The sequence below is a fragment of the Streptomyces sp. NPDC046122 genome, assembly GCF_056429965.1.
The window spans coordinates 884,280-907,130 of the sequence record NZ_JBWKLQ010000001.1 but is presented as its reverse complement, the minus strand read 5'-3'; the positions used below and the strand labels follow the sequence as shown (position 1 = coordinate 907,130).

At 68.7% G+C, this 22,851-nt stretch carries 15 protein-coding genes; 11 read left to right on the top strand and 4 right to left on the bottom strand.

Going from position 1 to position 22,851, the window contains the following annotated elements:
- The first annotated feature begins 21 nt into the window (after nt 1-21).
- Entirely contained in the window at nt 22-1,566 is a 1,545-nt protein-coding gene (locus AC07FK_RS03925) for an MFS transporter (RefSeq protein ID WP_479102239.1), read from the top strand.
- Nucleotides 1,567-1,648: 82 nt separating this feature from the next.
- On the top strand, nt 1,649-2,098 hold the full coding sequence (locus AC07FK_RS03920) for a PRC-barrel domain-containing protein (RefSeq protein WP_479102237.1): 450 nt from the start codon (nt 1,649-1,651) through the stop codon (nt 2,096-2,098).
- Between the two features lie 83 nt (nt 2,099-2,181).
- Here AC07FK_RS03920 and AC07FK_RS03915 read toward each other — a convergent pair whose 3' ends face one another.
- Nucleotides 2,182-3,711 carry a helix-turn-helix domain-containing protein gene (locus AC07FK_RS03915; protein WP_479102236.1) on the bottom strand — a complete coding sequence of 510 codons (1,530 nt, stop codon included), beginning with the start codon at nt 3,709-3,711 and terminating at the stop codon, nt 2,182-2,184.
- Nucleotides 3,712-4,005: 294 nt separating this feature from the next.
- On the opposite strand from AC07FK_RS03915, the gene AC07FK_RS03910 reads away from it, so the two are divergent.
- Complete coding sequence (locus tag AC07FK_RS03910; RefSeq protein ID WP_479102234.1) at nt 4,006-6,813, top strand: aconitate hydratase; 2,808 nt, start codon at nt 4,006-4,008, stop codon at nt 6,811-6,813.
- A 71-nt stretch (nt 6,814-6,884) separates the two neighbouring features.
- On the opposite strand, the gene AC07FK_RS03905 is transcribed toward AC07FK_RS03910, so the two are convergent.
- The 3 genes from AC07FK_RS03905 to AC07FK_RS03895 all read right to left on the bottom strand — a co-directional run bounded on the left by AC07FK_RS03905 (nt 6,885) and on the right by AC07FK_RS03895 (nt 11,908).
- On the bottom strand, nt 6,885-7,097 hold the full coding sequence (locus AC07FK_RS03905) for a DUF397 domain-containing protein (RefSeq protein ID WP_479102232.1): 213 nt from the start codon (nt 7,095-7,097) through the stop codon (nt 6,885-6,887).
- The gene (locus tag AC07FK_RS03900; RefSeq protein ID WP_479102230.1) at nt 7,081-7,926 is read right to left on the bottom strand and encodes a helix-turn-helix domain-containing protein; all 846 of its coding nucleotides are present in this window, start codon (nt 7,924-7,926) and stop codon (nt 7,081-7,083) included. The genes AC07FK_RS03905 and AC07FK_RS03900 overlap by 17 nt, the downstream gene beginning before the upstream one ends.
- Before the next feature lie 133 nt (nt 7,927-8,059).
- The gene (locus AC07FK_RS03895) at nt 8,060-11,908 is read right to left on the bottom strand and encodes a GH92 family glycosyl hydrolase (RefSeq protein WP_479102229.1); all 3,849 of its coding nucleotides are present in this window, start codon (nt 11,906-11,908) and stop codon (nt 8,060-8,062) included.
- A 462-nt stretch (nt 11,909-12,370) separates the two neighbouring features.
- Here AC07FK_RS03895 and ngcE point away from each other — a divergent pair, with 462 nt between their 5' ends.
- From ngcE to dxs, 8 genes are all read left to right on the top strand, one after another.
- Nucleotides 12,371-13,816 carry an N-acetylglucosamine/diacetylchitobiose ABC transporter substrate-binding protein gene (ngcE, locus tag AC07FK_RS03890; protein WP_479102228.1) on the top strand — a complete coding sequence of 482 codons (1,446 nt, stop codon included), beginning with the start codon at nt 12,371-12,373 and terminating at the stop codon, nt 13,814-13,816.
- Nucleotides 13,817-13,898: 82 nt separating this feature from the next.
- Nucleotides 13,899-14,822, top strand: a complete 924-nt coding sequence (locus AC07FK_RS03885; RefSeq protein ID WP_479102581.1) for a carbohydrate ABC transporter permease — start codon at nt 13,899-13,901, stop codon at nt 14,820-14,822.
- Nucleotides 14,822-15,748: a carbohydrate ABC transporter permease gene (locus tag AC07FK_RS03880; protein ID WP_479102226.1), complete on the top strand. Its 927-nt coding sequence runs from the start codon at nt 14,822-14,824 to the stop codon at nt 15,746-15,748. The genes AC07FK_RS03885 and AC07FK_RS03880 overlap by 1 nt, the downstream gene beginning before the upstream one ends.
- A gap of 163 nt (nt 15,749-15,911) precedes the next feature.
- Nucleotides 15,912-17,114: an ROK family transcriptional regulator gene (locus AC07FK_RS03875; protein ID WP_479102224.1), complete on the top strand. Its 1,203-nt coding sequence runs from the start codon at nt 15,912-15,914 to the stop codon at nt 17,112-17,114.
- A 118-nt stretch (nt 17,115-17,232) separates the two neighbouring features.
- On the top strand, nt 17,233-18,342 hold the full coding sequence (locus AC07FK_RS03870) for a sugar ABC transporter substrate-binding protein (RefSeq protein ID WP_479102222.1): 1,110 nt from the start codon (nt 17,233-17,235) through the stop codon (nt 18,340-18,342).
- 187 nt (nt 18,343-18,529) lie between these two features.
- The gene (locus AC07FK_RS03865; RefSeq protein WP_453402246.1) at nt 18,530-19,318 is read left to right on the top strand and encodes an ATP-binding cassette domain-containing protein; all 789 of its coding nucleotides are present in this window, start codon (nt 18,530-18,532) and stop codon (nt 19,316-19,318) included.
- Nucleotides 19,315-20,607 carry a sugar ABC transporter permease gene (locus AC07FK_RS03860; RefSeq protein ID WP_479102221.1) on the top strand — a complete coding sequence of 431 codons (1,293 nt, stop codon included), beginning with the start codon at nt 19,315-19,317 and terminating at the stop codon, nt 20,605-20,607. The genes AC07FK_RS03865 and AC07FK_RS03860 overlap by 4 nt, the downstream gene beginning before the upstream one ends.
- Nucleotides 20,608-20,801: 194 nt before the next feature.
- Complete coding sequence (gene dxs / locus AC07FK_RS03855) at nt 20,802-22,718, top strand: 1-deoxy-D-xylulose-5-phosphate synthase (RefSeq protein ID WP_479102219.1); 1,917 nt, start codon at nt 20,802-20,804, stop codon at nt 22,716-22,718.
- The last annotated feature ends 133 nt before the right edge of the window (nt 22,719-22,851 follow it).

Sequence of the window (22,851 nt, the reverse complement as noted above, 5' to 3'; positions counted from 1 at the left end):
CCTGCCGTGAGGGCGCGCGCCATGACGACCCCACAACCGACGCCGGCGAAAACGGGAGCCGCTCCGGGCACGGAAGGCAAGAACGGCCTCGCGCTGCTGGTCATCGCTTCGTGCCAGTTGATGGTGGTCCTCGACATCACCATCGTGAACATCGCTCTGCCGCACATCCAGAGCGACCTGGCGTTCTCCACGACGAGTCTGTCCTGGGTGGTCAACGCCTACACGCTGACGTTCGGCGGGCTGCTCCTCCTCGGCGGCCGGGCCGGTGACATCCTCGGCCGCCGCAGGGTCTTCGTCTTCGGCGTCCTGCTGTTCGTCCTGGCGTCCCTGCTCGGCGCCCTCGCGCAGGACGCCGGACAACTCCTCGCCGCACGCGCCCTCCAGGGCGTCGGCGGCGCCATCGCCTCACCCACGTCGCTCGCGCTGATCGCGACCACCTTCACCGAAGGCCCGGCGCGCAACCGCGCCTTCGGTGTCTTCGCCGCGGTCTCGGCGGGCGGCGGCGCCATCGGCCTGCTGGCCGGCGGCATGCTCGTGGAGTGGCTGGACTGGCGCTGGGTGTTCTTCGTCAACGTGCCGATCGGACTGCTCATCGCCGTCGCGACCCCCCGCGTCATCAAGGAGTCCGAGCGCCATCCCGGCCACTTCGACATCGCCGGCGCGCTCACCTCCACCCTCGGCATGGTGTGCCTGGTCTACGGCTTCATCCGCGCGGCGCAGGAAGGCTGGAGCGACGGCCTGACGCTGGCGTCGTTCGGCGCGGCCGTGGTGCTGCTCGCGCTGTTCGTCCTGGTGGAGCGGCGGTCGAGGCAGCCGATCACCCCACTGCACATGTTCGCCGACCGCAACCGCGCGGGCACGTACGGCATCATGCTCGCTCTCGCCGCCGCCATCTTCGGCATGTTCTTCTTCCTCACGCTGTTCGTCCAGGGCGTCCTGGACTTCAGCCCGCTCGAAGCCGGGCTCGCCTTCCTGCCGGTCAGCGCCGTCATCGCGGTGGGCGCGGGCATCACCTCCCATTTCCTGCCGAAGTACGGTCCCAAGCCCTTCATGGTGACCGGAGCGGTCCTGGCGGCGGCGGGACTGTCCTGGCTGACCCTGACGGACGTCGACTCGACGTATCTGGGCAGCATCCTCGGACCGATGCTGGTCTTCAGCCTCGGCATGGGCATGAACTTCGTCGCCCTGACGCTGATGGCGGTCTCCAACGTGCCCACGCACGAGACGGGCGCGGCGTCCGGACTGCTCAACGTCACCCAGCAGGTGGGCGGCTCGCTGGGCCTGTCCATCCTGGTCACGATGTTCGGCACGGCGAGCCGCAACGAGACGAAGGACCAGATCCCGGCGTTCATGGCGCAGGCCACACCGGGCGAGCGGCTGGCCTTCGAGCGTTCGGGCCAGCTCCCGCCGCCCTGGGGCGACCAGGTGCTCACCTCGGGCGTCTCCGCCGCGTTCATCGTGGCCGCCGCCTTCACGATCGCTGCGGCGATCATCGCGCTCTTCGCCATCCAGGTCCGCCCGTCCGACCTGGAACGCCTCAAGGGCGGGGGGCTGCCCGGCCCCTGAGGCCGGAGCTCCGGCAGTTTGCCGACGGGAGGACCGGCAAGACGTGAGGGGACAGGCGGCGGCAGGACATTGAGGAGCAGCAGTGATCACCCAGGAGCAGCTCGGCACGCTGACCGGCCGCCCCGTGCACGACGCGGACGGCCACGACATCGGCCACGTGGAACGCCTCCTGCTCGACGACACCACCGGCCGCCCCGAGTGGGCGCTGGTGCGGAGCGGCCCGTCGGGCCCCGGCGACGCCTTCGTCCCGCTGCGGGAGGCCGTGCTGGCCGGAGACCACGTGGAGGTGGCGTTCACGGCCGCCACCGTCGAGGCGGCGCCCACCCCCGGCCCGTCCGGGAAGGACGACGTCCTCTCCGTGGTCGAGGAGCGGACGCTGTTCGCCCACTACGGGATCAGGGACGTCCGGGAACAGATCAACGCCGACGAGGGCACGGGCTGGTCCGCGATGGACCGCGCCCAGCACATACGCGACGGCGCGAGCGGCGCGGAGGACACCCGCAGCCGCCTGCGCGCCTACGACCCGGCCTGACGCACGCAGGGGGCGGCCGGGCCGGCACCTGGCCGCCCCCGCGCCGGCCGGAGCCGGAGCCGCGGTCGTCACCGCCGGCCGGGTCAGATGTCGCGGAAGATCTCGATCTGCGCGCCGACCGAGTTGAGGCGTTCCGCCAGGTCCTCGTACCCCCGGTTGATGACGTAGACGTTGCGCAGGACGGACGTTCCCTCCGCCGCCATCATCGCCAGCAGGACGACCACCGCGGGCCGCAGGGCCGGCGGGCACATCATCTCGGCGGCGCGCCAGCGGGTCGGGCCCTCCACCAGCACGCGGTGCGGGTCGAGGAGCTGCAGGCGGCCGCCGAGGCGGTTGAGGTCCGTCAGGTAGATGGCGCGGTTGTCGTACACCCAGTCGTGGATCAGGGTCTGACCCTGGGCGACGGCCGCGATCGCCGCGAAGAACGGCACGTTGTCGATGTTGAGCCCGGGGAACGGCATCGGGTGGATCTTGTCGATGGGCGCCTCCAGCTTGGAGGGCCGCACCGTCAGGTCCACCAGCCGCGTGCGCCCGTTGTCGGCTTCGTACTCACCGCTGCGGTCGTGGTCGAGGCCCATCTCCTCCAGCACCGCGAGCTCGATCTCCAGGAACTCGATCGGCACCCGGCGGATCGTCAGCTCGGAGCCCGTCACCACGGCAGCCGCGAGCAGGCTCATCGCCTCGACCGGGTCCTCGGACGGCGAGTAGTCGACGTCCACGTCGATGTTCGGTACGCCGTGCACGGTCAGCGTGGTCGTGCCGACGCCGTCGACGCGTACGCCGAGCGCCTCCAGGAAGAAGCACAGGTCCTGGACCATGTAGTTGGACGAGGCGTTGCGGATGACGCTCACGCCGGCGTGGCGGGCCGCCGCCAGCAGCGCGTTCTCGGTCACCGTGTCGCCGCGCTCGGTCAGCACGATCGGCCGGTCTGGGCCGGCCGACGGCTCCACCACCGCGTGGTAGATGCCCTCGGTGGCGGTGATGTCCAGCCCGAAGCGCCGCAGCGCGATCATGTGCGGCTCGATGGTGCGCGTGCCGAGGTCGCAGCCGCCCGCGTACGGCAGTTTGAAGTGGTCCATGCGGTGCAGCAGCGGGCCGAGGAACATGATGATGCTCCGCGTCCGGCGGGCCGCCTCCGCGTCCATGGAGTCCATGTCCAGCTGCGCGGGCGGGACGATCTCCAGGTCCTTCCCGTCGTTGATCCAACGGGTGCGCACGCCGATGGAGTTGAGCACCTCCAGCAGGCGGTAGACCTCCTCGATGCGCGCGACGCGCCGCAGCACGGTGCGGCCCTTGTTGAGCAGTGAGGCGCAAAGCAGCGCCACGCAGGCGTTCTTGCTCGTCTTCACGTCGATCGAGCCGGAGAGACGACGGCCGCCGACGACACGTAGGTGCATCGGTCCCGCGTACCCCAGCGAGACGATTTCACTGTCGAGAGCCTCGCCGATGCGCGCGATCATCTCAAGGCTGATGTTCTGGTTGCCGCGCTCGATGCGGTTGACGGCACTCTGGCTGGTGCCCAGCGCTTCGGCGAGTTGAGTCTGCGTCCAGCCCCTGTGCTGCCGGGCGTCACGGATGAGCTTGCCGATGCGTACGAGGTAGTCGTCTGCCATGGCGGCAGGTTATCTCAGATATGAGATGCCGCACTCCGAGGGGCGCATGGGGCGGCCGGTGCGCGAGAGCGCGCGGGCGTCGCCGCGGGGAAAGGGGGGAGTCGGCGGCGGTCCGGGCATGACCGATCGGCGGTCATGTACTAGAGTTATCTCGACATCGAGATATCTGCCGAAGGCGTACCGCAGCCGCCGACCGGTAAGGGTGACCTAACTAAGTCTTACCTTAGCGGATGGCCAGGGGGTCGTGGCGGCAGGATGCGGTAGGAAACGCGCACATTGAAGAAGGAGACTGTCGTGTCGGCGAACAGCTTCGACGCCCGCAGCACGCTGCGCGTGGGCGACGAGTCGTACGAGATCTTCAAGCTGGACAAGGTCGAGGGCTCCGCGCGCCTCCCTTACAGCCTGAAGGTGCTGCTGGAGAACCTGCTCCGCACCGAGGACGGCGCGAACATCACCGCCGACCACATCCGGGCGATCGGCGGCTGGGACTCGCAGGCCCAGCCCAGCCAGGAGATCCAGTTCACGCCCGCCCGCGTGATCATGCAGGACTTCACCGGCGTGCCCTGTGTCGTCGACCTCGCCACCATGCGTGAGGCCGTCAAGGAGCTCGGCGGCGACCCGGCGAAGATCAACCCGCTGGCCCCGGCCGAGCTGGTCATCGACCACTCCGTCATCGCCGACAAGTTCGGCACCGCCGGCGCCTTCCAGCAGAACGTGGAGCTGGAGTACGGCCGCAACAAGGAGCGCTACCAGTTCCTGCGCTGGGGCCAGACCGCCTTCGACGAGTTCAAGGTCGTCCCCCCGGGCACCGGCATCGTCCACCAGGTCAACATCGAGCACCTGGCCCGCACGGTCATGGTCCGTAACGGCCAGGCGTACCCCGACACCCTCGTCGGCACCGACTCGCACACCACCATGGTCAACGGCCTCGGCGTGCTCGGCTGGGGCGTCGGCGGCATCGAGGCCGAGGCCGCGATGCTCGGCCAGCCGGTCTCCATGCTCATCCCGCGCGTCGTCGGCTTCAAGCTGACCGGCGAGCTGCCGGCCGGCACCACCGCCACCGACCTCGTGCTCACGATCACCGAGATGCTGCGCAAGCACGGCGTCGTCGGCAAGTTCGTCGAGTTCTACGGTGAGGGCGTCGCCGCCACCTCCCTTGCGAACCGCGCCACCATCGGCAACATGTCGCCGGAGTTCGGCTCCACCGCCGCGATCTTCCCGATCGACGACGAGACGCTGAAGTACCTGCGCCTGACCGGCCGCGACGCGCAGCAGGTCGCGCTCGTCGAGGCGTACGCCAAGGAGCAGGGCCTCTGGCTGGACCCGGCCGCCGAGCCCGACTTCTCCGAGAAGCTGGAGCTGGACCTCTCCACGGTCGTCCCGTCGATCGCCGGCCCGAAGCGCCCGCAGGACCGTATCGTCCTCGCCAACGCCGCCGAGCAGTTCGCCAAGGACGTCCTCAACTACGTCGAGGTCCCGGCCGTGCAGGCCGGCACCGCCGCCTCCCCGGTGGACGAGGCGAGCGACGAGTCCTTCCCGGCCTCCGACGCCCCGGCCTACGGCAGCCAGGAGAACGGCGCGGGCGCCCCGCAGCACGCCGAGGGCACCGGTGCCGCCGTCCCGTCCAACCCGGTCACCGTGACCGCCCCCGACGGTTCGACGTACGAGATCGACCACGGCGCCGTCACCGTCGCCGCGATCACCTCGTGCACCAACACCTCGAACCCGTACGTCATGGTCGCCGCCGCGCTGGTGGCCAAGAAGGCGGTCGAGAAGGGCCTGACCCGCAAGCCGTGGGTCAAGACCACCCTCGCCCCGGGCTCGAAGGTAGTCACCGACTACTTCGACAAGGCGGGCCTGACCCCGTACCTCGACAAGGTCGGCTTCAACCTCGTCGGCTACGGCTGCACCACCTGCATCGGCAACTCGGGCCCGCTGCCCGAGGAGGTCTCCAAGGCCGTCAACGACAACGACCTCGCGGTCACGTCGGTCCTCTCGGGCAACCGCAACTTCGAGGGCCGCATCAACCCCGACGTCAAGATGAACTACCTGGCCTCCCCGCCGCTGGTCGTCGCGTACGCCATCGCGGGCTCCATGAAGGTGGACATCACCAAGGACGCCCTGGGCACCGACCAGGACGGCAAGCCGGTCTTCCTGGCGGACATCTGGCCCACCGAGGCCGAGGTCAACGACGTCGTCGCCAACTCCATCGGTGAGGACATGTTCAACAAGTCCTACTCCGACGTCTTCGCGGGTGACGCCCAGTGGCAGGCGCTGGAGATCCCCACCGGCAACACCTTCGAGTGGGACAACGAGTCGACGTACGTCAGGAAGCCCCCGTACTTCGAGGGCATGACGATGGAGACGACCCCGGTCGCCGACATCTCCGGCGCGCGCGTTCTCGCCAAGCTGGGCGACTCGGTCACCACCGACCACATCTCCCCGGCCGGCGCCATCAAGGCCGACACCCCGGCCGGCAAGTACCTCACGGAGCACGGCGTCGAGCGCCGTGACTTCAACTCCTACGGCTCGCGCCGTGGCAACCACGAGGTCATGATCCGCGGCACCTTCGCCAACATCCGCCTGCGCAACCAGATCGCGCCGGGCACTGAGGGCGGCTTCACCCGCGACTTCACCCAGCCCGACGCGCCGGTGTCGTACATCTACGACGCCTCGCAGAACTACCAGGCCGCCGGCACCCCGCTGGTCATCCTGGCGGGCAAGGAGTACGGCTCGGGCTCGTCCCGCGACTGGGCGGCCAAGGGCACCGCGCTGCTCGGCGTCAAGGCCGTCATCGCCGAGTCGTACGAGCGCATCCACCGCTCGAACCTGATCGGCATGGGCGTCCTCCCGCTCCAGTACCCCGAGGGCGCGTCGGCGGAGTCGCTGGGCCTGACCGGCGAGGAGACCTTCGAGATCACCGGCGTCACCGGTCTGAACGACGGCGGCATCCCGGACACGCTGAAGGTCAAGGCCGTCAAGGACGGCGGCGAGACCGTCGAGTTCGACGCGAAGCTGCGCATCGACACGCCGGGCGAGGCGGACTACTACCGCAACGGCGGCATCCTGCAGTACGTGCTGCGGTCGCTGATCCGCAACTAGTCCTCACAGCAGGACGCCGAAGGGCCGCATCCCGGCGACGGGGTGCGGCCCTTCACGCGTGCCCCGTGCGGTCAGAGCGCGCCGTTCTTGACGGCGCTGAGGAAGGGCGCCCAGCCCGCGGCCCGGAACACGAGCGCGGGGCCCCCGGGTGCGGTCTTGCTGTCGCGGACGGGTATGACGCCGCCGGGGCAGTCGTCGGCGACCTCGACGCAGTCACCGCCGTCGCCGTTGCTGTACGAGGACTTGCGCCACGCGGCTGTGCTCAGGTCAGGTGTGGTGATCATGTGTCGTGTAGTCCTTCGCCGCCGACTCGATCAGGGCCAGGGACGCCTCCGGCGACAGCGCGGCGGCCCTGGCCAGATCGTAGGCCGATCGGAACTGGGCGACCAGGGCGGGTTCTTCGACGAGCTGGCCGGTATAGGAGCCTTCGGTGTAAACCACGGGCGGCTCGTCGGTGAAGTCCATCAGAGACACGTTGGTGTTGAGGAACGGATGCGGTCCGGCACTGAAGGGCATGACCTGGAGCACGACATGGGGCCGTGCGTGCGCCGCCTTGAGGAGATGGGTGAGCTGGCCGTGCATGACGGCGGGACCGCCGACCGGCACACGGAGCATGGCCTCGTGGGTGATCACCCAGAACACCGGCGCTGTGGGCGAGTCGAGCAGCTCCGCCCGTTCCATCCGGGTGCTGACGTGCCCCTCGATCACCGACTGCGCGGCGAACGGGTGGGCGCCACGGGTCAGTGCCCGCGCGTAGCCCTCCGTCTGCAACAGCCCCGGAACCAGCATCGACCCGAACTGGTTGATCGCCGTGGCCCGCTGCTGCAAGTCCGCCGCGTCGGCGAAGTATTCAGCGACCTTCGACTTGCGTGCGAGGCGGCACAGGCGCTGAAGGTGCTCACCGCTTCCCAGCACGCCGTCGAGCATCCTCGACAGGTCGAGTTGGGGCCGGCGCGTCGCGCCCTCCAACTGGCCGATGTACGCGCCGGAGCAGAAGACCTGCTCTCCGAGCTGCTCCTGCGAGTGCCCACCGGCTTCGCGCAGGCGGCGCAGTTCCGAGCCGTAGAACGACCTCGGGTCGGTGTACGGGTCGAGGTCCTTGGGCTGAGGCATGGGCAACGCTCCTTCCGCGCACACCGAGCGTAGCCGTCAGCGGTGACACTGCGCACACGAACGGTTACAGTGATTCGTTGGACGCGTGACAGGGAGGACCGGCCGCCGGGCCGGTCCTCCCCACACCCCGGGGTTACCCGAGGAGCTCCACCTCGGCGAGGGTCGCCGGTCCGTCCGTTACCACCAGCCGGTACTTCTCGTACCGCTGCGGGCGGGCGACGCTGAAGGCGCGGGTCTGGTGGTCCCAGGCGAAGGACTCTCCCGTACGCCGGTCGAGGTCCCGCCACTCCGCACCGTCCCGCGAGCCCTGGAGCACCCAGCCCCGGGGTGCCTTCGCGCGCTCCGAGGAGGTGAGGGTGTACTGGAGCGCGCGGGTGTCCGGCTTCACCGCCAGGTCGAGGCTCTCGAACTGCGCGTCCGTGGCCGACGAGTTGTCGAACAGCGGACCGGAGCCCGTGATCGCGTCCCCGCGCGGCGACGGCACCTCGTCGTCCCGCGTGATGGACACGGGCGCGGCCTTTTCGCCCGTTCCCCATGAGGACGGCTCGGGCCCCATGTCGAACTCCAGCGTGCCGCCACGCGCGAGCACGCTGTGCGGCAGCGCGGTGGACTTCCACGGTTTGCCGTTGACCTTCAGGCCCTGGACGTAGACGTTCTTCGCGCTGTTCTCCGGCGCCTCGACCACCAGGTCGCGGCCGTTCTCCAGGTGGACGGTCGTCTTCGTGAAGAGCGGCGAGCCGATCGCGTACTCGCCGCTGCCCATGACCAGCGGATAGAAGCCGAGCGAGGAGAAGAGGTACCAGGCGGACTGCTCGCCGTTGTCCTCGTCGCCGTGGTAGCCCTGGCCGATCTCACTGCCGGTGTAGAGGCGGGACAGGACCTCGCGGACCTTCTCCTGCGTCTTCCACGGCTGCGAGGCGGCGTTGTACATGTACGTCGCGTGGTGGGCGACCTGGTTGCTGTGCCCGTACATGCCCATCCGTACGTCGCGCGCCTCCGTCATCTCGTGGATGACGCCGCCGTACGAGCCGGCGAACGCGGGGTCGGCCGTCTCCGGCGTGGAGAAGTACCGGTCGAGCTTGTCGCCGAGACCGGCCCGGCCGCCGTAGAGGTTGGCGAGGCCGCGGGAGTCCTGGGGGGCGGTGAAGGCGTAGCCCCAGCCGTTGGTCTCGGTGTAGTCGTAACCCCAGACACGCGGGTCGAACTTCTCCGACGGGACCCGCCAGTCGCCCTTGAGGTCGCGGCCCTGGAAGAAGCCGGCCTTGTCGTCGAAGAGCTTGACGTAGTTGCGGGCGCGGTTGAGGAAGTACGCGGACTCCTCCTCGTAGCGCGCCTTCTTCGTCTTCCTGTGGAGCGCCTCGCCCATCTTCGCGAGGCCGTAGTCGTTGAGGTAGCCCTCCAGGGACCAGGAGAGCCCTTCGTGGGTCTCGGTGGAGGCGTACCCGAGGAAGGGGGACGTCTTCATGCCCTTGCGTCCCACGCCGGAGGAGGGCGGCACGACGGTGGCGTTCTTGAGCGCCGCCTCGTACGCCGCCTCCGCGTCGAAGCCGACGCCCTTGACGTACGCGTCGGCGAACGCCACGTCGGAGCTCGTGCCGGTCATCAGGTCGGCGTAACCGGGCGAGGACCAGCGGGAGATCCAGCCGCCGTCCTTGTACTGCTGGACGAAACCGTCGACGAGCCTGCCCGCCTTCTCCGGGGTGAGGAAGGAGTACGCCGGCCAGGTCGTCCGGTAGGTGTCCCAGAAGCCGTTGTTGACGTACACCTCGCCGTCGACGATCTTCGCGCCGGTGTGGGTGGGCGTGTCCGGTCCCGTCTGCTTGGAGAAGGGGCTCGCGTACTGCTGCTTCGGGCGGGCCCTTGTTCCGGTGTTCTCGAAGCCGGAGTTCGGATAGAGGTACAGCCGGTAGAGGCTGGAGTAGAGCGTCGTGAGCTGGTCGCGGCTCGCGCCCTCCACCTCGACGCGGCCGAGGAGGTCGTCCCAGGCGTCCCGCGCCCGGTTCTTGACCCGCTCGAACGAGGCGCCCGCCGGGATCTCGTCGGCGAGGTTCTTCTTCGCCTGGTCCACACTGATGAGTGAGGTCGCGAGCCGCAGGGTCACCTGGCGGTCGTCACCGGGTTCGAAACGCAGATAGCCGGTCACATCATCGGCGCTGCCGCCCCCGCCGCCGCTCAGCTTGCCGCTCCCGGTGACCGGCGCGTCGAAGACGCCGTACACGAAGAGCCTGGTGGCGCCGGTGGACAGGCCGCTCTTGACGTCGGAGAAGCCGGTGAAGGAGCGGGTGGCGGGGTCGAGGGTGAGGCCGCCGTCGTTCGACACGTTGTCGAATATGACGCTCGCGTCCTCGCCCGGATAGGTGAACCGCATCATCGCCGCGTGGTCGGTCGGGGTCATCTCGGCCTTCAGGCCGTTCTCGAAGGTGACCGCGTACTCGTGCGGCTTCGCCGTCTCGTTCTCGTGGCGGAAGGGCAGGGCGCGCGCCGTGCGGCCGGCGTCCGGGACGCCGGCCGTGAGGGACGGCATCAGCTGGAACGTCTGCCGGTCGCCCATCCAGGGGCTCGGCTCGTGGCTCGCGCTGAACGCCTGGAGGGTGGGCAGGTTGTCGCTGTTGTTGCCGCGGGCGTAGTCGTAGAGCCAGCTCGTGGAGGCGGCGTTGGTCACCGGCGTCCAGAAGTTGAAGCCGTGCGGGACGGCGGTGGCGGGGATGTTGTTGCCCCGCGAGAACGCGCCGCTGGAGTGGGTGCCGCGCGTGGTGGAGACGTAGTCGGCCAAGTGCGCGAGGCGCTTCTCGGGGGCCTTGGGGGTGAGGGTGATGTCGTCGACCCAGCCGCTGAACTTCGCCGGGCCCTTCGGCGAGTCGTACGCCACCAGCACCCGGTCGACCGTCCTGCCGGCCGCCACCGCGCCGATCCGCGACGCCTTGTGGTTCCACTGGTTGACGTACAGCGTCTTGGAGGCGCCCTGGCCCCGCGGGGACAGGACCGCGCCGTGCTGGTCGAGGGCGCGCAGCTCACTCAGATAGGTGCCGTCCGTGAAGGCCAGGTCGACCGACACGTGGGTGGCGGGGTAGTCGAGGTCGGTCTCCGGGAGGGACGGGAAGACCCGGTACGACAGCTCGGTGTTCCGCGTGACGCGCGTGTTGACGTCGAAGACCTTGTTGTACGAGTACGCCCGGCCGGCCGCCCGGTGCGTGCCGGCGTACCGCAGCGCGCGCTTGCCCGTGAAGCCCGCGCCCGACTTGGCGGTGGGGGAGCCGGAGGGTCCGCGGTCGACCTGGCTGCGCATGTCCTGGGGAGCGGGCGTGGAGGTGTCACCGTTCGAGAACTGAACGTCCGCCAGCTGGGTGGCGCCGGACGCGCCGTTGTTGCGGGTGATCTCCAGCCGGTAGTGGGCGTACGCTGTCGGGTTCTCGAAGCTGAAACTCCTGGTCTCGAACCGCGTGGCGAAGGCCTGCCCCTCGCGCGCGTCGAGGACCGTCCACTCCTTGCCGTCGGCCGAACCCTTGAGCGTCCAGTCCTTCGGGTCGCGCTCGGCGTGGTCATTGGCGGAAGTGAGAGCGTATGTCACGACCTTGACGGGTTCGTCGAGATCGAACTCGATCCAGCCGGCGGGCCTGAAGGTCAGCCACTTGGTGGCGGGCTGGACGTCGACGAGGTTCTCCTTGGTCTCGCCGCCGCCGGTGTTCTCGCCGTCGGCGCGCAGCCCGACGACCCGGTCGGTCACATTGCCCGGGATCCCGGAGCTGTAGCCGCCGTCGACGCCCGAGGCGCGCTTCTCGCCGCCGGGGGCGACTTCCACCGTATTGCGCCAGTCTGGCTGGGGTTCGTCCGCTTCGAAGGAGGAGCTGAAGGTCCGTTCCGGCGGCGCCGGCCGGTGCGGCTGGGCGACGGCCGCGGAGGGTGCCGTCACGATCAGCAGGAGGGCGGTCGCCGCGACAGCGGCGGCGGTGGGGCCTTGTGCGTACCGAGGTCTGTACTGCATCCCGGACATTTCCTCCCCTGGACAACGTTGTCATGAGCGGTGCAACGGGGTCCAGTAGGAAGCCAAGTCACCGATGGTGTCAAGGGTGTTGTATGCGTCGGGGGAGGCGAAGGGGGCGCGCCGTGTTTATGGAGCCGTACGGATGACCGCGTGCGTGTTCCAGATGTCCGCGAGGTCTCAACTCGGGAAAGCTTGCCGTCCAACCTTGCTTTCGATCTTGCTCAGTTGACCGGAAGTGGACTATACCTGTCGGCGTCCGCAACGCAGCTTTGCGGAAGCGGACCAGGGGGACCGGGAACAGTGGGGGAGGCCGCGTGACGGCTGCCGAACCCCGTGGCCGTATCTTCTGCAACTCAGCACGACCCAGCGTCATTTGACTGCGGTGGCGGGGCCCTTCGCCTAGGCGACGAGTACGGGCGACCGGTACACCGCCTGAGTCCTGGAGAAGGCGAGGACTTGAGCATGGGATCCACCTCCGCCCACAACAATGAGGGCCTTGGCCGTCGCGATCTGATCAAGCGGTCGGCCGCACTCGGCCTGATCGCCGTTCCGACGATGAGCTTCCTGTCGGCCTGCGCGAGCGGCGACAGCGGCGGCGAGGACAAGGTCGACAAGGGCAAGAAGACCGAGAAGAACCCGCTGGGCGTCAACGAGAGCGCTCCGCTCGAAATTGTTATTTTCGACGGCGGGTTCGGCACCAAGTACGCGGAAGACGCCAAGGCCGTCTATGAGAAGACCTATCCCAAGGCGAAGATCAAGTTCTCTTCCACGCAGAAGATCAGGTCTCAGCTGCAGCCGAGGTTCAACGGCGGAACGCCCCCGGACCTCATCGACAACTCGGGCGCCGAGCAGATGGACATGGGTGTCCTGGTCGGCAAGAAGCAGCTGACCGACCTCACGCCGCTGCTGGACGCCGCGTCCGTCGACGACCCGAGCAAGAAGGTCCGCGACACGCTGCGGCCCGGCATCGTCGAAATGGGCCAGTTCGACGGCGACCCCGTCTGGATCATGTACTACGCGTACACGGTCTACGGCGTCTGGTACTCCGAGACCGCCCTGGAGAAGCTGGACGCGACGTACCCGGAGAACTGGGACGACATGCTCGCCCTCTGCGCCAAGGCGAAGAAGAAGGGCATCGCGGGCTGGACGTACGCGGGCAAGCACCCGTACTACCTGCCGTTCTCGCTCTACCCGTTCATCGCCAAGATCGGTGGCCGGGAGGTTCTCGACAAGATCGACAACCTGGAGCCGAACGCCTGGTCCGACCCGGCCGTCAAGGCCGCGTTCGAGGCGTACTACGAGCTCTTCAAGAAGGGCTACATCCTCAAGGGCACGCCCGGCATCGACCACATCCAGTCGCAGACCGCCTGGACCCAGGGCAAGGCGCTCTTCATCCCGAACGGTTCATGGGTGGAGAACGAGGCCGCCAAGACGATGCCGGCCGACTTCAAGCTCGCCGTGGGCGCGCCGTCCGGCCTCGACAGCTCGGACAAGATGCCGTTCGGCACCATCTGGGCCTCCGGCGGCGAGCCGTTCATCGTCCCGAAGTCGGCGAAGAACCCCGACGGCGGCATGGAGCAGCTGCGCATCATGCTGAGCGAGGCGTCGTCGAAGAACTTCACCGAGAGCGTGAAGTCCCTGACCGCCTTCAACGGCGGCACCGACGGCATCGAGCTGACGCCCGGCCTGAAGTCCGCCACCGCCGCGCTGGAGAAGGCCGGCGACAACGTGGTCAACCCGCGCCTGCAGGACTGGTACGTGAAGCTCCAGAAGGAGCAGATCGGCGTCGCCGGTCTGGGCGAGATGATGGCCGGCCGAGCGACCCCGGCTGAGACCATCAAGAAGATCCAGGGCTTCGCCGACGCGGCGGCCAAGGACCAGTCCATCAAGCACTACAAGCACCAGTGAGCAGCCCGGGGGTCCGGGGGCGGACCCCCGGGAGATCGCGGAACCAGCGGCGGCACACGCCGGAAGATCGGGGTCGGTGACCATGCAACACGGCAAGTACCGGTTCATCGTGGGGTTCTTGGCCGCCCCACTGGCGTTGTACGCACTCTTCGTCATCTGGCCGTTCATCCAGTCCATCTACTACTCGTTCACGGACTGGACCGGCCTGAGCCCGGACTTCAAGATGGTCGGCTTCGACAACTACAGCCGGATGCTGGAAGACCAGATCTTCTGGGATTCGCTGGGGCACAGCCTGATCTTCGCGCTGCTGCTGCCGCTGGTGACGCTCGGACTCGCGCTCTTCTTCGCCTTCATGCTCAACGTCGGCGGACGCCGCCGGAAGGGCGCCGCGATCGCGGGAGTCCGCGGCTCCGGCTTCTACAAGATCGCGTATTTCTTCCCGCAGGTGCTCTCGATCGCCATCGTGGCGGTGCTCTTCGCCTTCGCGTACAACCCGAACGAGGGCGCGATCAACGGGCTGCTGCGGGCGATCGGTCTCGACAGCGTCCAGCCGCAGTGGCTGGGCGACCCGGACACCGCGCTCTGGGCCGTCATGGCGGTGCTCGTCTGGAGCACCGTGGGCTTCTTCGTGGTGCTGTTCTCGGCGGGCATGGCGACCATCCCCAAGGATTTCTACGAGGCCGCCCTGCTGGACGGCGCGAGCCGCTTCACCACGTTCTTCCGGATCACCATCCCGCTGCTCTGGGACACCGTGCAGTCGGGCTGGGTCTACATGGGGATCCTCGCGCTCGGCGCGGAGTCCTTCGCGGTCGTCCAGATCATGACTGTGGGCCCCGGCGGCCCCGACTACTCGACGACCGTCCTGGTGCTGTACGTCTACCAGACGGCGTTCCGGGACGGCCAGGCAGGCTATGCGACAACGATCGGCGTGGCCCTGCTCGTCATCACCCTGGCCCTCGCGGCCCTGGTGATGCGCGTGGGCCGGCGCGAGCGGCTGGAGTTCTGATGAAGACCACTGACACCGCGCCCGCGGGCGTCGCCGAGGACCGCCCGCCGGTCGCGAAGACGCCCGGCACCCAGGCGCCCGCGAAGCCCAGGAGGGACGTGAGCGGCAGCACGCTCAACGTCTTCTCGCACGGCATCCTGATCCTGTGGGCCTTCATGGTCGTGATGCCGCTGCTCTGGGCGGTGATGACGTCGTTCAAGGACGACGCGTCGATCTTCGAGTCGCCGTTCTCGCTGCCGGACCGGCTGCACTTCGAGAACTGGTCGCGGGCCTGGTCCGAGGCCCATATGAGCGACTACTTCTTCAACACCATCGTCGTGGTCGGCTGCTCGCTCGTCGGCACGCTGCTGCTGGGCTCCATGGCGGCGTACGTCCTCGCGCGCTTCGACTTCCCCGGGAACCGCTTCATCTACTTCCTCTTCGTCGGAGGAATGAGCTTCCCGATCATGCTGGCGCTGGTGCCGCTGTTCTACGTACTGAAGAACATGGGGATGCTGGAGACGCTCCCGGGCCTGATCCTCGTCTACATCGCGTACTCGCTGCCCTTCACCGTCTTCTTCCTCACCTCCTTCTTCCGTACGCTGCCGAGCTCGGTGGCGGAGGCGGCGATGATCGACGGCGCCTCGCACACCCGGACGTTCTTCCAGGTGATGCTGCCGATGGCCAAGCCCGGCCTCATCAGCGTCGGGATCTTCAACTTCCTGGGGCAGTGGAACCAGTACATGCTGCCGACCGTGCTCAACAACGACCCGGAGCACCGGGTGCTCTCCCAGGGCCTGGTCGAGCTCGCGACCAGTCAGGGCTACAAGGGCGACTGGTCGGGGCTCTTCGCGGGCCTGGTGATGGCGATGCTGCCCGTCCTCGCGGCGTACATCGTCTTCCAGCGCCAGGTCGTGCAGGGGCTGACCGCGGGCGCCGTGAAGTAGCGCCGGGGCCTCCGCTCCCACCCCCGTACGAACCGCCCGTCGGCGCCCCGCCGACGGGCGGTTCGGCGTGCTCCGCCACCCTCGCGCCAGACTCAAGGTCTTGACGGGGGGCAACCCGAAAGGCTCATCTTAGAGTTCACATGTTGGAGAAAGAGGAGAGTCAATGGAGACTCCGGGGTCGCAGACGTCACTGCACCGGGCCAATCTTGAGCGAGTCGTACGAGCCGTCCGGATGGCGGGCTCGCTCACCCAGGCAGAGATCGCCAGGGCCACAGGGCTCTCGGCAGCCACGGTCTCCAATATCGTCCGCGAGCTGAAGGACGGCGGGACCGTCGAGGTCACCCCCACCTCGGCCGGCGGACGCCGGGCCCGCAGCGTCTCGCTCAGCGGTGACGCGGGCATCGTCATCGGGGTCGATTTCGGGCATACGCACCTGCGCGTGGCCGTCGGCAACCTCGCCCACCAGGTGCTCGCCGAAGAGGCCGAGCCGCTGGACGTGGACGGCTCGGCCGCCGAGGGATTCGACCGGGCCGAACAGCTGGTCAAGCGGCTGGTCGCGGCGAGCGGCATCAGCCAGGACAAGGTGATCGGCATCGGCCTCGGCGTGCCGGGGCCCATCGACGTCGAGTCCGGAACACTCGGCTCGACGTCCATCCTGCCGGGCTGGAAGGGCATCAACCCCAGCGACGAGCTGTCCGGGCGCCTGGGCGTGCCCGTGTACGTCGACAACGACGCCAACCTGGGCGCGCTCGGCGAGCTGGTCTGGGGCAGCGGGCGCGGGGTCAAGGACCTGGCGTACATCAAGGTCGCGAGCGGCGTCGGCGCCGGCCTCGTGATCAGCGGCCAGATCTACCGGGGACCCGGCGGCACGGCGGGCGAGATCGGCCACATCACGCTCGACGAGTCCGGCCCGGTCTGCCGCTGCGGCAACCGCGGCTGCCTGGAGACCTTCACCGCCGCCCGGTACGTCCTGCCCCTGCTCCAGCCCAGTCACGGCCCCGATCTGACCATGGAGCGCGTGGTGCAGCTCGCCCGCGAGGGCGATCCGGGCTGCCGTCGGGTGGTCGGCGACGTGGGCCGCCACATCGGCAGCGGCGTGGCGAGCCTGTGCAACCTGCTCAACCCCAGTCGGGTGGTGCTCGGAGGCGACCTGGCGGAGGCTGGAGAACTGGTACTGGGTCCCATTCGGGAGTCCGTCTCCCGCTATGCCATCCCCAGTGCCGCCAGACAGCTGTCGGTGGCTCCCGGCGCGCTCGGCGGAAGGGCCGAAGTGCTGGGTGCTCTGGCCCTCGCGCTGAGCGAAATGGGCGATTCGACCCTTCTCGACAGCGCGGTTCCGGAGAGCGCGCCGTCTTCAATTAGATAACGAATGGCACCGTTGTCATCTCGTTAAGGATTTACTCCTTGACGCTGACAGCGGGGCCGAGTTGACTTCCAGCCACCTCGGCCGCAATGTCGCGGCCTCGTCAGGGAGGTTTCAAGGAATGAACACGCGTATGCGTCGTGCCGCCGTGGCCGTGGCCGCCACCGCAATGGCCGTCTCGCTCGCCGCCTGTGGCAGTGCCGAAGAGGCCGACTCCGCCAAGGAGACCGGCGCCAAGAAGGGCGACGATCTCAAGATCGGCCTGCTCCTTCCGGAGAACCAGACCGCGCGTTACGAGAAGTTCGACAAGCCGCTGATCGAGAAGAAGATCAGCGAGCTGACCAACGGCAAGGCGGAGCTCGTCTACGCCAACGCCAAGCAGGACGCCACCACCCAGACGCAGCAGATCGACACGATGATCACCAACAAGGTGGACGCGCTCATCGTGGACGCGGTGGACTCCAAGGCCATCGCGGGCGGCGTGAAGAAGGCGAAGGACCAGGGCATTCCGGTCGTCGCCTTCGACCGCCTCGCCGAGGGTCCGATCGACGCCTACACCTCCTTCGACAACGAAGAGGTCGGCCACGTCCAGGGCAAGGCGCTCCTGGAGGCCCTCGGCGACAAGGCCAAGGACGGCCAGATCGTCATGATGAACGGCGCGATCACGGACCCGAACGCCGCGCTGTTCAAGAAGGGCGCCCTCGCCGAGCTCAAGGGCAAGGTGAACATCGGCAAGTCCTACGACACCAAGGAGTGGAAGCCGGAGAACGCCAACGCCAACATGGAGGCCGCGATCTCGGCCCTCGGCAAGGACAAGATCATCGGCGTCTACTCCGCCAACGACGGCATGGCGGGCGGCATCATCACCGCCCTCAAGTCGGGCGGCTTCAGCAAGCTCCCGCCGGTCACCGGCCAGGACGCCGAGCTCGCCGGTGTGCAGCGCATCGTCGCGGGTGAGCAGTTCATGAGCGTCTACAAGCCGTACGCGCCGGAGGCCGCCGCCGCCGCCGAGATGGCCGTGGCGCTCGCCCGTGGCGAGAAGCTCGACTCCATCGCCAAGGAGAAGACGGACAGCCCGACCAACAAGGGCATCCCGTCGGTCCTGGTCCCGGTCGTCTCGCTGACCAAGGACAACATCAAGGACACCGTCGTCAAGGACGGCGTCTACACGGTCGCCGAGATCTGCACCCCGAAGTACAAGGCCGCGTGCGACAAGCTCGGCCTGAAGTAGGCGCGTAAGGTCCCGGGCCCCATGCCCCGCGCCTTACCCCCGAAGCCTGTCCGGCGCCCCGCCCGCTCTCTGCCCCCGCTGTCGGGCGGAGCGCCGGACAGAAACGCTTCTTCACCCCAGTTCGCTTCTGCTCAACCGTCGCGCCCTCCTCCCGGCGCGGCATCCCGCCGGTCAGGCGGCGAAGGAGATGGTTCACGTGTCCGCTACGCCCGTGCTGGCGTTGCGCGGGGTCTCCAAGCGGTTCGGTGCCGTTCAGGCGCTCACCGACGTAGAGCTTGAGGTCCACGCCGGTGAAGTGGTCGCCCTGGTGGGCGACAACGGAGCCGGAAAGTCCACGCTGGTCAAGACGATCGCCGGCGTGCACCCCATCGATGACGGCGTCATCGAGTGGGAAGGAAACACCGTACGGATCAACCGGCCGCACGACGCCCAGAACCTGGGCATCGCGACCGTCTATCAGGACCTCGCGCTGTGCGACAACATCGACGTCGTCGGCAACCTCTACCTCGGCCGGGAGATCCGCAGGCGCGGAGTCCTCAACGAGGTCGAGATGGAGCGCCGCGCGCTCGAACTGCTCACCACGCTGTCGATCCGCATCCCCAGCGTGCGCATCCCGATCGCCTCGCTCTCCGGCGGTCAGCGCCAGACCGTGGCCATCGCACGCTCGATGCTCGGCGAGCCGAAGCTCGTCATCCTCGACGAGCCGACCGCGGCCCTCGGCGTCGAGCAGACCGCCCAGGTCCTCGACCTCGTCGAGCGGCTGCGCGAGCGCGGCCACGCGGTGATCCTCATCAGCCACAACATGGCGGACGTCAAGGCCGTCGCGGACAAGGTGGCAGTGCTCCGGCTCGGCCGGAACAACGGCGTCTTCGACGTGAAGACCACCTCGCAGGAAGAGATCATCTCCGCCATCACCGGCGCCACGGACAACGCCGTGACCCGCCGTGCGGCGCGCAACGGGGAGGCTCAGAAGTGAGCACCGACAAGTCCTCCACCCCCGGCGGCGGCCCCGCCGTCGAGAACCCCGAGGCGGCCCAGGACGCGGTCACCGTCGTGGACCCCCGGCTGCTCGTCCGCGAGCGCGGCTTCGCGGGCTACGTGTCCGAGTTCAAGCGCAAGCTGCACGCCGGTGACCTGGGCTCGATCCCGGTCGTCATCGGTCTGATCCTCATCTGCGCGATCTTCCAGGGTCTGAACTCGAACTTCCTGTCCGCGCAGAACCTCAGCAACATCGCCGTCACGATGGTCGCCACCGGCATGATGGCCGTCGGCATCATCTTCGTGCTGCTGCTCGGCGAGATCGACCTGTCGGTCGGTTCCGTCAGCGGTGTGTCCGGTGCGATCGTCGCCGTGCTGAGCGTCACGCACGGCATGAACGAGTGGCTCGCGGTGCTCGTCGCGATCGTCAGCGGCGCCGCCATGGGCGCGCTGCACGGCTTCTTCTTCGCACGGGTCGGCGCGCCCGCGTTCGCCGTCACCCTGGCCGGCCTGCTGTTCTGGCTCGGCTTCATGCTCCAGCTACTCGGCGACCAGGGCACCATCAACCTGGACAGCGACGGCGTGGTGGGGCACCTGACCACGTACTACTTCTCCGACGTGGCCGCCGCCTACGGTCTGGCCGCCCTGGCCGTGGCGGGCTTCTTCCTCTCGTCCTTCCTGGACAACCGCCGCCGCGAGGCCGCGGGCATTCCGTCCAGGCCGCTCGTCGACACGGTGCTGCGCACGGTGCTGCTCGCCGTGGTCGCCTTCGCCGCCGCCACCATGTTCAACCAGTACAAGGGCCTGCCGCTGGCGCTCGTCCTCTTCCTGGTCGTCCTGGTCGTGACGGACTTCGTGCTCCGCCGCACGGCGTACGGACGCAAGATCTTCGCCCTCGGCGGCAGCGTCGAGGCGTCCCGCCGGGCCGGCATCAACGTCACGGCGATCCGCATCTCGGTCTTCGCGATCGCGGGCACGTTCGCCGCGATCGGCGGTCTGTTCTGGGCCTCGAAGATCGCCGCCGCCAACCAGAGCGCCGGCGCCGGCGACCTGCTGATGAACGTCATCGCGGCGGCCGTCATCGGCGGCACCAGCCTCTTCGGCGGCCGCGGCCGCACCTGGAACGCGCTGCTCGGCGTCATGGTGATCGTCTCGATCCAGTACGGCCTGGCTCTCGAAGGCATCGCCACCCCGATCCAGTACATGATCACCGGTGGTGTCCTGCTGGCGACCGTGGTGATCGACTCCGTCACCCGGAAGACGCAGAAGACCGCGGGCCGCGCCTGACCGTGCCTGTCCAGCCGTGCCCGGCACCGGATTCCGGTGCCGGGCACGGCTGTGCGCGCGCCCGGCCGCCACCGGCGCGCCCCGGCCGTAACCGAGGCGTGACGCGGAACGCACCGCCCGATGACCAACCCCGCGGGCGGAACATTAGACTCGACAGACCGGCAAGCAGACAGTTCAACTGCAAGGAGGCACGGGTGGCGCTGCTGACCCGCATTACGGGACCGCGCGATCTGGACGGGCTCACCCCGGAGCAGCTGGACCGGCTGGCCGCCGAGATCCGGACGTTTCTCGTGGACGAGGTCTCCAAGACCGGCGGACACCTGGGGCCCAACCTCGGTGTCGTCGAGCTGACGATCGCTCTCCACCGTGTCTTCGAGTCGCCGAAGGACAAGGTCCTCTTCGACACCGGACACCAGAGCTATGTGCACAAGCTGCTCACTGGCCGCCAGGACTTCTCGAAGCTGAAGATGAAGGGCGGCCTCTCCGGCTACCCCTCGCGCGCCGAGTCCGAGCACGACGTCATCGAGAACTCGCACGCCTCGACCGTCCTCGGCTGGGCCGACGGCCTCGCCAAGGCCAACGAGGTCCTCAGGAAGGAGGACCACCACGTCGTCGCGGTCATCGGTGACGGAGCCCTCACCGGCGGCATGGCCTGGGAGGCGCTGAACAACATCGCCGTGGCCAAGGACCGCCCGCTCGTCATCGTCGTCAACGACAACGAGCGCTCGTACGCCCCGACCATCGGCGGCCTCGCGAACCACCTCGCCACCCTGCGCACCACCGACGGCTACGAGCGCTTCCTCGCCCGCGGCAAGGACATCCTGGAGCGCACGCCCGTCGTCGGGAAGCCGCTCTACGAGACCCTGCACGGCGCCAAGAAGGGCCTCAAGGACTTCATCGCCCCGCAGGGCATGTTCGAGGACCTCGGGCTGAAGTACGTCGGCCCGATCGACGGCCACGACATCGAGGCCCTGGAGTCCGCGCTCCAGCGCGCCAAGCGCTTCGGCGGCCCGGTCATCGTGCACTGCCTCACCGAGAAGGGCCGCGGCTACCAGCCGGCCCTCGCCGACGAGGCGGACCGCTTCCACGCCGTCGGCAAGATCCACCCCGACACCGGCCTGCCGATCGCCTCCTCGGGCGTCGACTGGACCTCGGTGTTCGGCGAGGAGATGGTCAAGCTCGGCAAGGAGCGCGAGGACATCGTCGCGATCACCGCCGCCATGCTCCAGCCGGTCGGCCTCGACAAGTTCGCGAAGACGTTCCCCGACCGGGTGTACGACGTGGGCATCGCCGAGCAGCACGGCGCGGTCTCCGCGGCGGGCCTGGCCACCGGCGGTCTGCACCCCGTGTTCGCCGTGTACGCGACCTTCCTCAACCGGGCCTTCGACCAGGTCCTGATGGACGTCGCCCTGCACGACTGCGGCGTCACCTTCGTCCTGGACCGCGCCGGCGTCACCGGCACCGACGGCGCGTCGCACAACGGCATGTGGGACATGTCGATCCTCCAGTGCGTCCCGAACCTGCGCATCGCCGCGCCGCGCGACGCCGACCAGGTCCGCGCGCAGCTGCGCGAGGCCGTCGAGGTCGACGACGCGCCCACCGTCGTCCGCTTCTCCAAGGGCGCGGTCGGCCCGGCCGTCAAGGCCGTGGGCAAGGTCGGCGGCATGGACGTCCTGCGCAGGCCGTCCGAGGGCGCGGCGGACGTCCTGCTCGTCTCCGTCGGCGCGCTGGCGCCGATGTGCCTGGAGATCGCCGACCTCCTCGACAAGCAGGGCATCACGACGACCGTCGTCGACCCCCGCTGGGTCAAGCCGGTCGACGAGGCGCTCGCGCCGCTCGCCGAGCAGCACCGCGTCGTCGTCACCGTCGAGGACAACAGCCGCGCCGGCGGCGTCGGCTCCGCGATCGCCCAGGCGCTGCGCGACGCGGGCGTCGACGTACCGCTGCGCGACTTCGGCATCCCGCCGCGCTTCCTCGACCACGCCTCCCGCAAGGAGGTCATGGCCGAGATCGGACTGACGGCGCCGGACATCGCCCGGCAGGTGACGGGCCTGGTCGCCAAGCTGGACGGCCGTCTGGAGGACACGCCGGCCGAGGCCGCGCGCGACTGACCGCAGCCGTACAGCAGGTGAGGAGGCCCGGAGGGAGGGGAAGACCCCAGGGGGGGGGGCCCTCGTGGGGATTCCAAAAAGGGAAAAAAGCGCGGAGATTCGCACACCCGAATTTTTCTCCCCCCCGGTGGAA

Bases quoted from the DNA above. Each gene is read 5' to 3' on its own strand.
- AC07FK_RS03925 (WP_479102239.1), top strand. From the start codon at position 22: ATGACGACCCCACAACCGACGCCGGCGAAAACGGGAGCCGCTCCGGGC.
- AC07FK_RS03915 (WP_479102236.1), bottom strand. From the start codon at position 3,711: ATGGCAGACGACTACCTCGTACGCATCGGCAAGCTCATCCGTGACGCC.
- AC07FK_RS03905 (WP_479102232.1), bottom strand. From the start codon at position 7,097: ATGATCACCACACCTGACCTGAGCACAGCCGCGTGGCGCAAGTCCTCG.
- AC07FK_RS03900 (WP_479102230.1), bottom strand. From the start codon at position 7,926: ATGCCTCAGCCCAAGGACCTCGACCCGTACACCGACCCGAGGTCGTTC.
- AC07FK_RS03895 (WP_479102229.1), bottom strand. From the start codon at position 11,908: ATGCAGTACAGACCTCGGTACGCACAAGGCCCCACCGCCGCCGCTGTC.
- ngcE (WP_479102228.1), top strand. From the start codon at position 12,371: ATGGGATCCACCTCCGCCCACAACAATGAGGGCCTTGGCCGTCGCGAT.
- AC07FK_RS03885 (WP_479102581.1), top strand. From the start codon at position 13,899: ATGCAACACGGCAAGTACCGGTTCATCGTGGGGTTCTTGGCCGCCCCA.
- AC07FK_RS03880 (WP_479102226.1), top strand. From the start codon at position 14,822: ATGAAGACCACTGACACCGCGCCCGCGGGCGTCGCCGAGGACCGCCCG.
- AC07FK_RS03875 (WP_479102224.1), top strand. From the start codon at position 15,912: ATGGAGACTCCGGGGTCGCAGACGTCACTGCACCGGGCCAATCTTGAG.
- AC07FK_RS03870 (WP_479102222.1), top strand. From the start codon at position 17,233: ATGAACACGCGTATGCGTCGTGCCGCCGTGGCCGTGGCCGCCACCGCA.
- AC07FK_RS03865 (WP_453402246.1), top strand. From the start codon at position 18,530: ATGGTTCACGTGTCCGCTACGCCCGTGCTGGCGTTGCGCGGGGTCTCC.